Below are 16,625 nucleotides of genomic sequence, written 5' to 3'. Positions count from 1 at the left end.
GAGATTCTTAATAGCAATATGGATATGTTGGAAGGTTTTTAGTATAATATGAGTGAGATTGGTAATCTTATATTAAAGGGAGTCGGTTGGGTGAGATATGTCACCTTAGTTTATTTATTTAGAATCATTAAAAATAATAATTTTGCAAAAAAATTCTTGATGTTTAGAACAGTATCTTTTTCCTTGCTTGTTTTAGGATCAGCTTTCATGAGCGGTCAGAAAACGAAGGACACGTTAAAAAGTAATCATATTAATGAAGTAGTAATAACGGGTTCCGGGTATGCTCAGAAAATCAAAGACACACCAGCTACGATTTCTGTAATTTCTCAGGCAGACCTTAAAAAAAGAGCATATAGAGATATTACAGATGCTTTACAAGATGTTCCCGGAGTTTTTGTCACGGGAGGTGGTAGTACAAGTGATTTTTCAATAAGAGGTGCTGAATCTGGACAGACATTAGTTTTAATTGATGGGAAAAGAATCAATACAAGAGAGACAAGACCCAATTCTGATGGCCCAGGTATAGAACAAGGATGGATGCCACCATTGGAAACCATTGAAAGAATTGAAGTGGTAAAAGGACCAATGTCTTCACTATATGGTTCTGATGCGATGGGTGGAGTAATCAATATTATAACAAAAAAACTGAGTAACGGCTGGAGAGGATCTATAGGAACCAGCTTAATACAACAGGTACATAAAGAATCTGGAAACACATACCAGATTGATGGATATGCTGCCGGTTCTTTAGTAAAAAACCTTCTTCAAATGAAAGTGACCGGGAGCTATTCCGACAGAAATGAAGATAAGTTTGTTGGTGGATTTACAGAAAGAGTTATTAAAGCTTTTGGAACAGAATTCAGTCTTACTCCAAATACTAAAAATACCTTTAAACTAAGCTATGATTATAACCGTCAGGAAAGAAATCAGAATCCTGGATATTCTTTGGGACCAAAAGCAAAAAGCTCACGTAATAACTACGAGAGAAATGTATTGGCATTAAGCCATAAAGGCGACTATTCTAATTTTCATACAAATTCTTATATCCAGTATGACAATACGAATAACCCAAACAGGGATATGAGGTATGAGACTCTTGCCGCATACAGTCTTAATAATTTCAATATTAAAGATCATGTCATCAGCTTTGGGGCAGAATACAGATATGAAAGACTGAATGATTTAGGAAATAAAATGAAATCCGAAAATGGGGAAGTGGTAACCAAACTGACCCGTTGGAACTGGTCTGCTTTTGCGGAAGGAAACTGGAAGTTAGTGGATAAACTACACCTGGTTACAGGAGCACGTCTGGATAATGATGAGAACTATGGTTCTAACTTTACGCCAAGAGGATATTTAGTATGGAGTGCAACAAACAACTTTACATTTAAAGGAGGTGCTTCATGGGGATATAAAGCTCCGGGGCTAAGAGCTGTAAACCCAGGATGGGGACAGGTGACCGGTGGTGGAACTCAGGATGGAGTAATTATCGGAAACAAAGACCTTAAACCGGAGAAAAGTTTCAATCAGGAATTGACGGTAATGTTTGAGGATAATAGAAAAGTGATTAACCTTAGCGTAACAGGATTTAATACAGACTTTAAAAACAAACTGGTTGAAGTTAGAAAATGTAACAACACCGAAGAATGTAAGCAATTTGAAGCCTTATATAATCATATCTATGACTTTATCTCAACAAGAGAAAACCTTGGTAAGGCAAACAGTATGGGACTTGAAGCTAACCTTGGAGTAAATATGACAAAGGATATTGTATTAAAAGCAAACTATACCTATACTGATACTAAGATTAAATCTGAAGAAATTCCAGCATTATACAATAAACCATATGCAAGAATACCAAAACATATGGCCAATGTAAACCTTTCATGGAAGGCTAACGATAGCTTTGAGTTCTGGTCAAGAGGAAACTACAGAAGTGAAAGCCAGCCGGGAGTTAGCAGAGGTAGAGCCCAGGAATACCCAATTCCATCTTACTTCTTATTAGATTTAGGAACGGTGTACAGATTGAACAAACACGTTCGTTTCACATTTGGAGTATATAATCTGTTAGATAAGGATATTCGTAATGATACTACTGATCCGGCTAGTAATTTTGGTTTCAGAATCGATGGAATCAGATATCAGTTCGGCGCTAATTATTTCTTCTAAAACATTGTAAAACCTTAAAATAAAATAGACATGAAAAGTACTTATATCAAAACTCTTGTAGTAGCATTGGCAACCTTAGTGGTAGCTTCATGTTCAGGTGACAAAAAGAAAGGCGTAGACTACAACCAGTTTAAAACACAAGTACAGCTTACTCCAGACCAGGAAAAAAGCTTTGATGAGATCACTGCAAAATACCAGCAGTTGCAGGAGCAGAATTTTCAGGCTGCAAAAGCTCAGGGTGCCAATATGGACCGTGTGGCATTGGGGATCAAAGGAGAAGAACTGAGAAATCAGCAGGCTATTGAAATGGCTAAAGTCTTGGATGGCCCACAAATGGAAAGATTCAACAAATTTGTTGACGAAAATGCCAGAAAAAGACCAAGATATGACAATGCTTTATTGGAAAGAATAAAAGCAGAAGCTCAGCTTTCAGAGGATGAATTCAAAGTGGTGAATGCGGCAAATGATGCTTTTGAAAAAGCGTTCAGTGATGCCCACGATGTATATCATGGAAACAATGATCTTGCCAAAGAATATTGGGAGAAATTTGATGGGCAGAGAAAAGCTGCTATTCAAAAAGCATTAACTCCGGAACATTATACAAAGTTTGAGGAAATTGTAAAAGAAGTCCAGTTCAAAGGACGAAAATAAACGATATTAATACCGGTTTAGAAAGGAGGATTTACTACGGATTCCTTTCACAAATTTGTATTGACTTTTTAATTTATTCATATCAAATTAATTTTGCAAACATTAAGATGGCTCAACCATCTTAATGTTTTTGCTATAATACCCAACATGAAAACATTGTTTAAAAGCCTTTACAGGAAAAGACGAAAGAATGAATCACTCATTAAATATATGATGTGGATCATTCATCTTTGGCTTGGGCTTTTATCATGTGCTATTGTTTTTGTGGTATGCCTTACCGGATGCCTTTATGCTTTCAAAAATCAGATCATAGAGTTTACAAACAGAGATAAGGTATATATCAGTAAAACTTCTGTTCAGGTTAAGAATCCGGATCTGATCCAGACCGAATTATTGAAGCAGAATAGAGAATTGACCTCATTGCTTATTCCTGATGATAAAGGACGCAGTTATGTCATTGGATATCGTGAAAATCAGGTAGACAAAAGTGCTTATTATAACCAATATACCGGAGAAATTCTTGGTCAGCCTGAAGTAGGGTCCAGTCGTTTTTTTGAAATCGTTCTGGATATTCACAGAAATCTGATGATGGGTAATACTGGCCGACAAATCCTGGGAGCTGGAGTGTTGATGTTTTGTGTATTATTGATTTCAGGGTTGATCCTTTGGCTGCCTAAAAAGCTAAAGTTTCTGAAGCAGGGTTTAACTGTTATGTTCAGGGCGAAATTTCAGCGTGTGAATTATGACCTTCATAATACTCTTGGTTTTTATACCTTCCTGATATTATTCTTTATTGCTGTAACCGGATTGTATATAACCTATCCCTGGGTGAAGAATGGTCTTATTATAAGTTTAGGGGGTTCATCTATTGATAATATTTCAAAAGATAAAGAGAGTGGAGAGGATGCATTCGGTGGATTGTTGGAAGACATGCTCCAGAAGCAGGATGAAAAGAAAAACCTTAAAGACTCTGAATCAGCCTCCATTGATAAAATCTTACAACTGGCAGATCAGCATCTTCCTTATTCTGCAGTGACCAGTATAGAACTGCCCAATAAAGATAATCCGAGGTACGTTGTCATTAAAACCAATACGCAGAATTTTCTGGGTATGATGCTTCCGGATGAAGTCACGTTTGATAAAACCGGAAACTTTAAAACTAAAGAACTATTTTCAGCCAAGCCTTTGAATAAGCAATTTACTTCTTTAGCCAAACCCTTGCATACAGGAGAAATTATGGGTTTGCCAAGCATTATTCTTTATTTCATTGTTTCGTTTATTGGTTGTTCATTACCTGTTACAGGATTCCTGATCTGGTGGCATAGATTTAGAAAAATGAAGTAGATAAATAGAACATCTTTATTTTTCACTTGAGTTTACGTACCTGATTTTTAATATTTTCTTTACTTGTTCAGGTTAATTTTATACATTTATTATAAAATAATCTGAACTATGGGACATAAGAATAATAATTTTTTTGAAAAATTTTCAAACTGGGCTGTGAGATTTACAGGCAGTCAATATGCTTTTATTGGTGCTATGCTTATTGTTATAGTTTGGGCTATTTCAGGACCTTTTTTTGATTATTCCGAAACCTGGCAATTGGTTATCAATACAGGAACCACAATCATTACTTTTCTCATGGTTTTCCTCATCCAAAAAGCCCAGAATAAAGATTCAAAAGCTATCCAGATCAAGTTAAATGAAATTATTGCCGCTCATGAAAAAGCGAGTAACAGGATAGTAGATATTGAAGATCTTACAGAAGCGGAATTGGATCAGCTTCATCATTATTATGAGAACCTGGCACAATTTGCTAAAAAGGACACAGACATTCATACTTCCCATTCCATAGATGCTGCACAGAGAAATCAGGATTACAAATACGAATTCTTTAAAAGAAAACACGAAGAATGGCTGCAACGGCAGGAACAAAAAAAATAGTATAATTTTTTGAACACAATATTTTACCGTTTTGGATAGGAATATTTATTTAATTTAAATAATATATTGTTTTGTTATTTGATTTTAAATAAATATATATATTTGCTGAATAATATGTAAAATTAATTGGTTTGAAAAGAAAGTTATTTTGTTTACCAGTGTTACTTTTAACAACAGTGGTAAGTGCACAATGGAATAAGGCTGTGCCACAACAGAAAATTATTAAAAAAAGTGATCGCTCAATCTATTATAAACTTGATATAGATCAGATCAGAACACAGCTGTTACGAGCTCCTAAAATTGGAGAAGGTTCCCCGGTTACGATAAGTATTCCTAATCTGGAAGGTAAAACAGAAAGATTTACAGTGAATAGTTTTCCTGTAATGGATGAAACTTTAGCAAAACAATACCAACTTGGATCTTATGTGGGAGTCGGTATTGATGATCCTTCAAAGTACATTCGTTTTAGTGTAGCTCCCAATGATTTCCAGTCAATGGTTATAGGAAGTGATGGCAAGTATGAATTTATAGAGCCGGCAACCGCTGATAAATCCTATTATTCCATACATGGAAAGACCAGTAAGAACGGACATGCATTTACATGTAGTACTAAGGAAAGTAAAGAGTCCGTTGCCAATCTTCAGAAGATCATGAATTCCGGTGCTACAGCTAAAGCGAGCAATAAAACCTTTCATACCCTTAGACTGGCCATGTCTGTGACAGGAGAGTATACCAATTATTTTGGTGGAGTAGGCGGAGCTCTTACACAGATCAATGCTACTTTATCAAGAGTGAATGGTGTATTTGAAAGAGAATTTAATATCCATGTTAATGCAATTAATGCACCTAACCTTATCTTTGCAGATGCTGCTACCGATCCTTACAGTACTTCCGACTTTATGTGTAAGTGGAATTATGAATTAATGAATACTTTACACGGAGGAGCATATGGTGTTACTGATGAAAGCTTCGATATCGGGCATCTGTTCGGTGCTACAGGTGGAGGTGGTAATGCAGGTTGTATAGGCTGTATAGGGAGTAATGATATCTCTACCACATCGTATACTGCTGCTAACGGAGGATGTGGATATGCTTATATAGGTCCGGACAATTACAAAGGAAGTGGGATTACTTCACCTGCTGATAATGTTCCTATGGGAGATAATTTTGATATAGACTATGTAGCTCATGAAATGGGGCATCAGCTTGGTGATTCTCATACTTACAGCTTCTTTGAAGACTATCTTAATCAGGAGATGGAACCGGGATCTGGCTCAACCATTATGGGATATGCTGGTATAACGGGTACTACTACCGATTTGCAAAATCATTCTGATGTCTATTTCCATAGTGCAAGCATTGAACAGGTTCAGAATAATATGGTTGTGGTTACGGCAGATGTGGAAACACCCATTACGAATAATCCTCCGGTAGTTGCTGCAATGAATACCACTTATACCATTCCAAAATCTACGGCATTTGTATTAACTGCATCGGCAACTGATCCTGATGGAGATGCTTTAACGTATTGCTGGGAACAGATGAATCCAAGTAAACTGGATAATGGAGTAACAAAATCAAATATCGGAAATACAAGTTCAGGGGCAAGTTTCAGATCTTGGCCGCCAGCATCAAGCCCTACAAGATATTTTCCAAAGCTTGAAACAGTGCTGGGTGGAGCAGTAAAGAAAACTGCTGATTTTGAAGCGGCGAGTACAGTCGCAAGAACGACCAATTTCCGTGTAACGGTAAGAGATAATAAACCTGGCGGACAGGCACAGTCTGCATATGCAAATCAAACGGTTGTTGTAGGTTCTGCTGCTGCATTTACAGTGAACACAACCTCTCTTACTCCTAATACCAACTCTACTATTGCGTGGACGGTATCCGGAACCACAGCTTCTCCATATAATGTAGCCAATGTTAAAATAGATTATACTGAAGATAATGGAGCAACATGGAATGACTTGGCAGCATCAGTTCCAAACAATGGTTCTGCAAGTGTATTTATTCCTGCATCTTTAGCTGGGAAAAGTGTTCATGTGAGAGTTTCAGCCATTGGAAATGTGTTTTATGCAGTGAAGAAAGCTACTGTAGCAGCTACACTAGCTGTATCTGAAGCTGGAAACAATGTGAAAACGGTTCACATCTATCCAAATCCTGTTGAAGATATGCTGAATGTAATGAATGTTTCTGCAAACGCTACTTATGAAATCTTTAATACTCCTGGACAATTGATCTCAAAAGGAACAATTGGCGATGGCAGAATTAATGTGAGTAGTTTGATAAAAGGAGTTTATTTCATTACAATTAATGGTAAGGATATAAATAGTACAACTAAGTTTGTCAAAAAATAATTTATAAAATAAAAAACCTCTGAGCGATCAGAGGTTTTTTTATGATTTATTTTATCTCATGAAATAGCTAAAGTAGCTACAGCTTCCCATCAGACTTTTTGTAGTTTCAGCATCGGAATATTGTGCCTTCAGCTGAGCAAAATAGGTTCTGTACTTTTGATTTTTCAGGTTGTCCATTTCCTTTTGACGGGCATCCTCTTTTTCAGACCATTTCGGGTCAGAATAATCGAAATCTTTCGGTGCTTTAGCTTCATACTGATAATATTTACCTTGCTCGGCACTTGCCATCTGAAACAGAATTCTGGCTTTATCTTCTTTATTGTTGGAGAGCTTAAGTGCTTTTTGATAATAGTTGATCGCTAAATCAAAATTATCAGGTTCAATATATGATGTATCAAGGAAGTTTTTATAATAATACTTGTAAGGATTACCTTTGTCATTATTCCAGAAGTAATATTTTCCTCCGTTACTGTTGTCAATATCCATGACGAACAAATGACGGTAATATCCTAAAATAGAAGTATTGTATAACAGGTTTCCGATAAGCTGATTAGCTCTTGAAGCTGCTTCGTTGTTACCATTTCCGATTTTCTTCAGCTGGATAAGAGCATTTGTCAATTCCAGTTTGTTCATATTGTCTTTGATGAAAGGGAAATCCGTATAGCCTTCAGATTTCATAGATTCAGCATCTGGACTTTGGTAACTTTCCCAAACATTATGCCCGAAAACAAGACCTGAAATATTATTAAAGCCGTTGTATTCAGAAGAAGCATATTGTTTTTGGGTAATGGTTTGCCCGTTTTTTTCAGTCCAGTCATAATTTTCCCTTGGAACTCCGCCAAACTTCTGAGCCTTTTCATAATATGATTTAGCCTTTTCAAAATCAGCAAGCCTCATTGCTCTGTCACCATAGATGGTATTGAAGAATGCATCAATATTACCTACGCTGTCCATATTTTTAGCGATGATCTGCTGCTCAAACTGGGTTTTATTGGGTTTTCTGTAAAAATCTTCAACACTTTTTACCAGGCTGGAGTTCGGATTGTACTGAAGGTCAGAAAGCTTGTTATTCATCAGGAATGATTTTCCATCCTCTCCCTGAAGGAAATAACGGTTAGCCATTACATCCTTTAAGAAATCTGCTGTGGAAGGAGCAGTTCCGTAATAATCGTAATCACTATTTACATTCGCTGTATCTTTTTTCACTTCTTTTTCCACAAAATATGCAGCATAATCTTTCATCATATGATCTTCAAAGGCGGCATCAACTTTTGGTTGGGAAACAATATCATTCAGAACCTTCATTCTTTTAATTTCTTCCAGATATTCAGGGTTCGTTGTTTTGATGTCGTTCAGGATTTCAGTGCTTTCTTTATAATCTTTCTTTAAAAATTTAAGGTAAGCATCTGCAATCTGCCAATATTCATCTTGGGATTTTTCTTTAGCCTTTGAAGTAAATTTTTCAAGGTCATCAAGATAATCTTTGGTGTTATCATCATATCCGCTATATCCGGTAGTATAAAAAGGAATTCTGTTTGGATTGTTCAGCAATTCATCATCACTCTGGTCAGCTTTATTTCCATTGCTGGATGCATCAGATTTGGAACCTCCGAAAAGATTCTTGAAGAACCTTACTATTTTCTGCCAGAAAGATATTTTTTCTTCTTTTACCTCTTTTACTTCTGTTGTTGTCTTGTCATTGTTGGTATCTTTTGAAGTATGGTTTTCAGTATTTCCTCTGTAAACAGATATTCTGCCATACGCTTCAGAAGTGTAATAGTAGGTCGGAAGGTAACTCCTTTCCAATTCATTGATACTTCTTACTGCCATTACTTTCAGGATTTCAGAATCCGGATTAATGTCAAACATCTTTTCCATGATAGGAATAGGGTTGTTGAAATCTTCATATCCTAAAAGGAAATAAGCCATATTCTTTTCCTCATTCGTATGGGCTCTTTTCATAATATTGCTGAAAGAAGCTGTATCCGAAAGCTTCATAGAAACAAAAGCAGATTCCTTACGGTTCTTACTGTTCATAAATACCTGGAAGAAATTCCAGTTGGCATCACTATTCATTTCCAATCCTCTTTGAGCTCCTGCCAATTGATCTAGTGCCATATAATATACCGTACCTTTTAGTTTAATAGGTTCAATATATGTTTTGAATGCCTGTAGTGCAGAGTCATAGTCTCTGGTATAGTGATTCAGACGTATAAGTTGATATCCGTAACGTTGTTTGATCTCCGGATTTTTGGCAGAATTATATAAAGAGTTTAGCGCTGCGATCGTTTTATTATAATCAAGAGATGTGGCATTTTTTCTGTTTTCCTGCCTGTTATAATAAAAAGAGTTTTCACTTTCAACATAATTGATACTCATATAAGGCTCCAGATATTTAGCCTCAATTAAATAATCAATACCTTCCTTATATTTCGGATAAAATCCTGTTCCTAGTTTTTGCAAAAGAGGGTTTGTAGGAGTTCCGTTTTTAAGAGCATTCAGATCATTCATGCTTAATTTATAAACAAGATTCTGGGTCTCGGCATAGGTAAGCTGATTGTTGAAATACTTTTTCCATGTTTCAATGTTATCATCAGGAATCATAGAAGGATTGTATTCACCAAAGAATCTTGAAGAATAGGTATGAAGAAAAGGAAGATAAGACTTATCCTTAATAATGCTCTGCGTAAAAAGATTGAAGTATTCATAATCCGGATCCGACCATGCACAGGCGTTGGAATTCGTATAGAAAAGAGATACAACCGCAAGTGAAAGAATATACTTTTTCATAGGGTTTGTGTGGTGTTTTTTTTAGTTTTTATAGCGTTATTTTGTAATCAAAGTGCTGGCAGAAAATAACATAAGTTACTGAATGTCTATTCTCTGTCCTAATCTATAGTAGATTTAAAATTTTCGATCTAGCACAAATTTACTATCTAATTGATAATAAATTATATTAAACTGCTGTATTTTTTTCTGAAGGAAAAGAATCACATCAGTTAATTGTTCCTCCGATATTTCTTCCACTTTTATTTTGAAACCTTTATTCAGGTAACTCCCAAAGTAGAAGCCATCTTTCAATACTTCAGCTTCATGGTCAGAGATCTTTTTAAAATTAGTGTTGTTGAGATCTTTTTTAGACAAAGCATTAATGAGTTTATGCTTGCCTAGATGATTCGTAATGATTCCCCATGAATAAATCGGTAGAGCCACTTCAACTTTCTTAATAGGATAGTCTTCCAGTTTCGAAAGATAGCTTTTCAGGATGCTGACATCCAGGATTGAATTTTTGTCCGATTTGTCCAAAGGAGATGAAGTGGAGTAGCACATCAGATAGACCTTATCCACTGGGGGAATTCCTGTTTGCTTTTTATCTTTAACCTGATGAAGACGTAACGTACAGGTGATTTCCTTTCCGGAAACTCTTTTAAGTTCTTTTAAGAATTTAAAATAGTCTTCCCGTGTCCCGGCAGTCCAGTCACAGTCGATCTGAATTTCATTGTTGATTTTTAAATGATATTCCTCCGCTTTTTTCTGAACCAGATAATGGATACTCTCTGCAAGAAACCTGATTTCTTCCTGGGAAATTCCTATTAGGGTGGGGTTGGTGATAAAAATTGTTGGTACGATCTGCTTATCAGTCTGGAAACTCTGATCTTTTGTAATAACCGCAATAGGTTGGAATTTTCCACCTGCTTTATCAACATCAAAAAATCTTGTGTATACATAAGGAATAGTAGCCTGATCTAAAACTTTCTTCTCTTCCTGATCCAGTTTCAAATTCGTTTTCCAATAATAAAATGTGTAAGGATGGTTTTCTTTCTTATTGCATGAAACAATAAAAAGGAGTACCCATAAAATCTTTAGTATTTTCATACTGTGGTGTGCATAATTGATTCTCCAAAAGTAAAGATATTTATACAAACCATTTATCGCGAAATCCCGGGATTTTTTACTCCTGACAAATTCCATAATCTCAAACGTCCCTTCCTTGCAAAGCAGACAATTAATATAACTATTCCCCTCCATCGGAGGGGGCAAATTTTTTTTAATTTTGAAGTGGCGGTTTTTCCTCACAACAAACAAAAAGCCACCCCACAAGGAGTGGTTTTCTATTATGCTCATTGATACAATTCACTTTCGCAATTACAAGTATCTTTATCAATACTATCCTTGGCAGAACAGCAGCCTTCAAGATTCTGAATATTCCCCTTTTCATCAGTAATGTAGATCTTGTCTTTACCGAATTTCACAAAGAAGGTCTCTTTATACTTTTTGAACACCACTTTCATTACTTTATTCGGAGCATATTTACCCGCATTAATTTCTTCTTTGGTTTCTTTTCCGTTGGCCTGATTAACCTGAACATATCCAAAATACACATCACCTGTCTTTTTTACATCCAGATAATATTGAGGAGTGCCGGTACCACTGTATCCTTTCAGGATATCAAAACTTCTGTGTCCGGTAAAAGGCAGTTTTGTTTGTGCGAGAGTGAAAATGCTGATGCATAAGATCATTAAACTGAAAACTTTTTTCATAATATTTTTTTTTCAAATTTAAAAATATCTGCCCAATCTATGACACCGTAAAATCCCGGTGATTAAATAGGTTGCCAGAATTAATATTCTCCAACCTCTCTTTCAGCTAACTCTGTAATCCGTATAACCATTCCCCTTCGCTGGAGGTGTCAAATCGAAGATTTGCCGGGGTGGTTTCTCCTTCCACCAAGCAAAAAACCACCCCAAAAGGAGTGGCTATTATATAATTTAGTTTAAAATTTGAATTAAAAAACGGTAGCTGCCAGTTGAATTCTTGCATATTTATTAGAAGGATTCCACATGGCCATCATAGAAACAGGTAAACTGTAATGTTCTGTGATCTTGAGAACCTTTCCAGCTTTTACACCTAAGTTTACAATATCAAAGTTGTTTTTTCCATTTCCATACAAAAAGGTGTTGCCATTCAATGAAAATCCTGCACCTACAAAAGCATCCAGATTCACTTTTTGACCACTGATGACAGGATAACTAGCCTGAACATAGGTAGAATATCTGTTCTTTTTATAACTTCCATCAGGTTCAAGGATTACTTCTCCTGCATTGGCACCTCCATATAACATAATGTCTGCTTCAATATTGATCGGAAATGAAGGACCGAAGGTATAGTTTGTTCTTAAATCAATAATATGTGCTGTTCTTCTTTGTGAATAACTGAAGATGTCATCCGCAGCAACGGCAGTATTAATATTCCTGGAATTATAAAGATCCCATAATCCAATATAAAAACGTCCGTTAGAATATTGAACGTAGTAATTGATCTCCTTATAATGAGTGTTATCTTTATCATCCGCCAGAGCAGAAGCGCCCCAAATACCTACTTTCCATTTCTTTTCCGCATCCAAAGCGTAAGAAAGATTTCCCATCACTACAGGCTTATCTGTAATAATCAATCCTCTCCATAAATGATTGTTTTGAATGTTGGCGGTAAAATCCAGTCTGCCTTCTTTGGTTTCTTTACCCTCATTGCTTTCCTGTGAAAATAGCCTTCCTGTAGCTAAAATAAGTAAGAAGATTCCTTTTAATATTTTCATGATTTGTATTTTTTGTTTTTATTTTAATACCATGAATAATAATGCCGCAATGACAGCTCCAGTAATTGGCCCTATTACAGGAATCCATGCGTAGCCCCAATCACTGCTTCCTTTTACCGGAAGAATAGCATGCATGATTCTCGGAGCAAGATCTCTTGCAGGGTTAATGGCGTATCCGGTAGTTCCTCCTAAAGAAAGTCCTATTACCCATACCAGGAAGGTTACAGGAATAGCTCCTATAGAACCTAATCCTACTTTTGCATTAGGATCAGCCTGTAAATTAATGCTTGGGTCCGAAAAGTGGAAAATGACAAATACCAATACAAAGGTTCCGATGATCTCACTGATAAGATTAGATGAAACTTTTCTGATCGCCGGTCCGGTGCTGAAACAAGCCAGTTTTGCTCCTTCATCCTCTGTAATAGCAAAATGGTCTTTATGGAACAGCCAAACCAAAAAGGCTCCCAACATTCCTCCAATCATCTGAGCTGCGATATAAGACGGAACTAGATCCCAGGCAAACTTTCCCGCAGCAGCCAAACCAATTGTAACGGCCGGATTCAGATGGGCACCACTTACAGGCCCTGCAACAGTTACCCCTACAAAAACGGCTAATGCCCAGGCAGTAGTAATAACAATCCATCCGGAATTATTCCCTTTGGTATCCTTCAAGACAACATTGGCTACAACACCGTTGCCTAACAAAATTAGAAGCATCGTCCCGATCACTTCTGCGATAAATGGAGTCATATGTGTATTTTTAAGGTCAGAAATTAATCTTCAATCCAGCTTTGAGCACGGGATACGGCTTTGTTCCAGGAATGAACCATAGCATCTACTTTTTCCTTTTCCAATTGGGGATGGAAATCTTTATCTACAATCCATTGAGCCTGTATCTCATCAATACTTTTCCAGTATCCTACAGCAAGACCTGCTAAATAAGCTGCACCTAATGCTGTTGTCTCTAATGTTTTTGGTCTTGTAATTTTAAATCCGAAAAGGTCAGATTGTATTTGCATCAATAGATTACTTGCCGAAGCTCCGCCATCTACTCTCAGTTCAAGACTTGCTCTTCCGGAATCTGCTTCCATAGATTTTACAATGTCATAGACCTGGAATGCAATTCCCTCTAAAGTTGCTCTGGCAATATGTCCGTCAGTTGTACCACGGGTAATTCCTACAATAGTCCCACGTGCATACTGATCCCAATGAGGTGCTCCCAACCCTGTAAGGGCAGGAACAAAGTAAACACCACCATTATCTTCAACAGAAGAGGCCAAATCATTTACTTCATCAGAAGAATGGATGAGCTTAAGACCGTCTCTCAGCCATTGAATTGCTGCACCGCCTACAAATACACTTCCTTCCAATGCATAATTCACTTCTCCATTGATTTTCCAGGCAACCGTTGTTAAAAGATTATTTTTTGAAGAAACAGCTTCTTTTCCTGTGTTCATTAATAAGAAACAACCTGTTCCGTAAGTGTTTTTTACCATCCCCGGATTGATACACATTTGGCCAAATAAAGCCGCCTGCTGATCTCCTGCAATTCCCGCAATAGGAATTTTGGTAGAGAATAGAGTAGTAGCTGTCTCACCATATATTTCACTGCTTTGTTTTACCTCAGGAAGAATGGCTTTAGGAATGTTGAATAGCTCCAGCAGATCATTATCCCATTCCAATGTATGAATATTCAAAAGCATGGTTCTGCTGGCGTTAGAAACATCAGTGATGAACATTTTCCCACGGGTTAGTTTCCATACCAACCAGGTATCAACTGTTCCGAAGCATAATTTTCCGGCTTCTGCCTTTTCTCTTGCTCCGTCAACATTATCAAGGATCCATTTTAATTTAGTGGCGGAGAAATAGGCATCCAGTACAAGACCCGTTTTTTCTTTAATGGTTTCTGCATGACCTTGTTCTTTCAGTTCATCACAATATTTGGAAGTTCTTCGGTCTTGCCATACAATCGCATTGTAGATAGGTTCTCCGGTTTCTTTATCCCAAACTATTGTTGTTTCACGCTGGTTGGTGATTCCAATAGCAGCAACTTCCAGTCCGGAGATGCCTGCTTTGGCAATAATTTCTGCAGCAACGGAGATCTGTGATGACCAGATTTCGTTTGGATCATGCTCTACCCAGCCTGGAGTAGGGAAGATTTGTCTGAAATCTTTTTGTGATACATATTTGATTTCTCCGCTATGGTTGAATAGAATCGCTCTTGAGGAAGTTGTTCCCTGATCTAGAGCGAGAATTAACTTTTCATTCATATGGTGATTAATTAAGGTTGATAACTTTAGGTGAATAAGGAGTTAATAAATATCCTTTTGCCAATTCGATGAATTCATTTTCCTGTTGCTGGGCCCATGCTTCAGAATATCCTTTTTCTTCAGCAATAATTCTTGCCACATTATGTGCGCTGTCTATAGCTGCTCTTGCATCAAGGAATAACAAACGAGCTCTTCTTGCCAGTACATCTTCAATTGTTTCAGCCATTTCATTTCTTACAGCCCAAACTACTTCTGCCACCGTGAATGGATGGTCCGGGTGTATTTTTTGTGAAAAACGTGGATTACCTTCCTGTAAAGCTTTTATGGCAGGGATGTCAGATCCGTATACGTATAAATGATTCGTTCTGTCTACTTGTTCTGGTTTTACGTTTCCATGAATAGACATGTGTTCTGTTTTAGAACTCGTATTGCCCAGATTGTGTACCTGCATGGCTTTATCAATAGTATCTTCAGCCATTTTACGGTAAGTTGTCCACTTTCCGCCAATAATAGAAACCAATCCTGTGTCAGAAGCAATAACCTTGTGGCTTCGGGAAACTTCTTTTGTACTCTTGCTTCCGTCTTTTGGAGCGGCAAGAGGACGAAGTCCGGCAAAAACAGATTTTACATCATCACGGGTCGGTTTTTTAGAAAGGTACTGTCTTGCTGTATTTAAAACAAAACTAATTTCCTCTTCCAAAGCACGAGGTTCAAAGCTTTCGTTTTCCAAAAGAGTATCTGTTGTTCCTACCAAAGCCCTGTCATGCCAAGGTACTACAAATAGAACTCTTCCGTCAGAAGTCTTCGGAATCATGATGGCATCATCACTTTTCAGGAATGATTTATCCAGAACCAGGTGAATTCCCTGACTTGGTACTACCAGTTTACCATGTTTTGGATTATTCATATTAAGGATGTCATTTGTGAAAACACCGGTAGCATTGATAACCACTTTTGCATGAATCTGGTATTGTTGTTTAGAAAACTGGTCTTCTGCAACTACACCTATTACTTTATCCTTATCATCTTTCAGAAGATTAACAACCTTTATATAGTTAATAGCACTTCCTCCTTTTTCAATAATGGTTTGGGTTAAGTTGATTGCAAGTCTTGCGTCATCAAACTGTCCATCCTGGTAAACAACACCGCTTGCTAAGTGATTTTGTTCAATAGTAGGAAGTTTTTCAATGGTTTTTGATTTGCTGATGTATTTCGTTTTACCCAAACTTAATTTTCCGGCAAGGAAATCATAAACGGATAAACCTATTTTATAATAGATTCCGCCCCACCAAGTATAATTAGGAATAATGAAAGACTGATTTTTTACAATGTGTGCCGCATTTTTGGCCAACAGGCCTCTTTCCTTTAATGCTTCTTTCACCAAGCCTACATCTCCTTGTGCTAAATATCTTACTCCACCATGTACCAGTTTGGTACTTCTGCTGGAAGTTGCTTTCGCAAAGTCATGAGATTCAAGTAATAAAGTTTTGAATCCTCTGCTTACTGCGTCTAATGCTGAACCTAAACCACTGGCTCCTCCTCCTATGACTATAAAGTCCCATTCTTTTACATGGGTTAATTTACTGAGTTCTTCGTTTCGTTTCATAAATGTTTCGTTTATGTTTCGTTTTCAAATATATA

At 36.9% G+C, this 16,625-nt stretch carries 12 protein-coding genes; 5 read left to right on the top strand and 7 right to left on the bottom strand.

The features are described from left to right. Positions 1–159 precede the first annotated feature (159 nt). The 5 genes from NBX25_RS11250 to NBX25_RS11230 all read left to right on the top strand — a co-directional run bounded on the left by NBX25_RS11250 (position 160) and on the right by NBX25_RS11230 (position 7,121). Positions 160–2,169 (top strand): TonB-dependent receptor domain-containing protein, encoded by a 2,010-nt coding sequence (locus tag NBX25_RS11250; protein ID WP_250253665.1) that lies wholly within the window; start codon positions 160–162, stop codon positions 2,167–2,169. Between the two features lie 30 nt (positions 2,170–2,199). Continuing rightward, entirely contained in the window at positions 2,200–2,820 is a 621-nt protein-coding gene (locus NBX25_RS11245) for a hypothetical protein (RefSeq protein ID WP_123909167.1), read from the top strand. Between the two features lie 147 nt (positions 2,821–2,967). Further along, positions 2,968–4,164 carry a PepSY-associated TM helix domain-containing protein gene (locus NBX25_RS11240; RefSeq protein ID WP_250253664.1) on the top strand — a complete coding sequence of 399 codons (1,197 nt, stop codon included), beginning with the start codon at positions 2,968–2,970 and terminating at the stop codon, positions 4,162–4,164. Positions 4,165–4,272: 108 nt separating this feature from the next. Then, on the top strand, positions 4,273–4,764 hold the full coding sequence (locus tag NBX25_RS11235) for a low affinity iron permease family protein (protein ID WP_123909165.1): 492 nt from the start codon (positions 4,273–4,275) through the stop codon (positions 4,762–4,764). Positions 4,765–4,895: 131 nt separating this feature from the next. Beyond that, the gene (locus tag NBX25_RS11230; protein WP_250253663.1) at positions 4,896–7,121 is read left to right on the top strand and encodes a zinc-dependent metalloprotease; all 2,226 of its coding nucleotides are present in this window, start codon (positions 4,896–4,898) and stop codon (positions 7,119–7,121) included. A gap of 51 nt (positions 7,122–7,172) precedes the next feature. Here NBX25_RS11230 and NBX25_RS11225 read toward each other — a convergent pair whose 3' ends face one another. From NBX25_RS11225 to NBX25_RS11195, 7 genes are all read right to left on the bottom strand, one after another. Next, the gene (locus NBX25_RS11225) at positions 7,173–9,911 is read right to left on the bottom strand and encodes a hypothetical protein (RefSeq protein ID WP_250253662.1); all 2,739 of its coding nucleotides are present in this window, start codon (positions 9,909–9,911) and stop codon (positions 7,173–7,175) included. Positions 9,912–10,025: 114 nt separating this feature from the next. Beyond that, the gene (locus tag NBX25_RS11220) at positions 10,026–10,997 is read right to left on the bottom strand and encodes a hypothetical protein (protein WP_250253661.1); all 972 of its coding nucleotides are present in this window, start codon (positions 10,995–10,997) and stop codon (positions 10,026–10,028) included. A gap of 245 nt (positions 10,998–11,242) precedes the next feature. Then, entirely contained in the window at positions 11,243–11,662 is a 420-nt protein-coding gene (locus NBX25_RS11215; protein ID WP_250253660.1) for a hypothetical protein, read from the bottom strand. 245 nt (positions 11,663–11,907) lie between these two features. Next, positions 11,908–12,714, bottom strand: a complete 807-nt coding sequence (locus NBX25_RS11210; protein WP_250253659.1) for a hypothetical protein — start codon at positions 12,712–12,714, stop codon at positions 11,908–11,910. Between the two features lie 18 nt (positions 12,715–12,732). Next, the gene (locus tag NBX25_RS11205) at positions 12,733–13,464 is read right to left on the bottom strand and encodes an MIP/aquaporin family protein (RefSeq protein ID WP_123909160.1); all 732 of its coding nucleotides are present in this window, start codon (positions 13,462–13,464) and stop codon (positions 12,733–12,735) included. 23 nt (positions 13,465–13,487) lie between these two features. Continuing rightward, positions 13,488–14,984, bottom strand: a complete 1,497-nt coding sequence (gene glpK, locus NBX25_RS11200; protein ID WP_250253658.1) for a glycerol kinase GlpK — start codon at positions 14,982–14,984, stop codon at positions 13,488–13,490. Between the two features lie 7 nt (positions 14,985–14,991). Then, on the bottom strand, positions 14,992–16,590 hold the full coding sequence (locus tag NBX25_RS11195) for a glycerol-3-phosphate dehydrogenase/oxidase (protein WP_250253657.1): 1,599 nt from the start codon (positions 16,588–16,590) through the stop codon (positions 14,992–14,994). Positions 16,591–16,625 lie beyond the last annotated feature (35 nt).

This window comes from Chryseobacterium sp. Marseille-Q3244 (genome assembly GCF_940807095.1).
Classification (GTDB): Bacteria; Bacteroidota; Bacteroidia; order Flavobacteriales; family Weeksellaceae; genus Chryseobacterium.
The sequence above is the reverse complement of the archived record's forward strand: the minus strand, read 5'-3'. Positions and strand labels throughout refer to the sequence as shown.

Excerpts from the sequence above, each read along its gene's own strand:
- NBX25_RS11250 (WP_250253665.1), top strand. The coding sequence starts at position 160 with ATGTTTAGAACAGTATCTTTTTCCTTGCTTGTTTTAGGATCAGCTTTC.
- NBX25_RS11245 (WP_123909167.1), top strand. The coding sequence starts at position 2,200 with ATGAAAAGTACTTATATCAAAACTCTTGTAGTAGCATTGGCAACCTTA.
- NBX25_RS11240 (WP_250253664.1), top strand. The coding sequence starts at position 2,968 with ATGAAAACATTGTTTAAAAGCCTTTACAGGAAAAGACGAAAGAATGAA.
- NBX25_RS11235 (WP_123909165.1), top strand. The coding sequence starts at position 4,273 with ATGGGACATAAGAATAATAATTTTTTTGAAAAATTTTCAAACTGGGCT.
- NBX25_RS11225 (WP_250253662.1), bottom strand. The coding sequence starts at position 9,911 with ATGAAAAAGTATATTCTTTCACTTGCGGTTGTATCTCTTTTCTATACG.
- NBX25_RS11220 (WP_250253661.1), bottom strand. The coding sequence starts at position 10,997 with ATGAAAATACTAAAGATTTTATGGGTACTCCTTTTTATTGTTTCATGC.
- NBX25_RS11215 (WP_250253660.1), bottom strand. The coding sequence starts at position 11,662 with ATGAAAAAAGTTTTCAGTTTAATGATCTTATGCATCAGCATTTTCACT.
- NBX25_RS11210 (WP_250253659.1), bottom strand. The coding sequence starts at position 12,714 with ATGAAAATATTAAAAGGAATCTTCTTACTTATTTTAGCTACAGGAAGG.
- NBX25_RS11205 (WP_123909160.1), bottom strand. The coding sequence starts at position 13,464 with ATGACTCCATTTATCGCAGAAGTGATCGGGACGATGCTTCTAATTTTG.
- glpK (WP_250253658.1), bottom strand. The coding sequence starts at position 14,984 with ATGAATGAAAAGTTAATTCTCGCTCTAGATCAGGGAACAACTTCCTCA.
- NBX25_RS11195 (WP_250253657.1), bottom strand. The coding sequence starts at position 16,590 with ATGAAACGAAACGAAGAACTCAGTAAATTAACCCATGTAAAAGAATGG.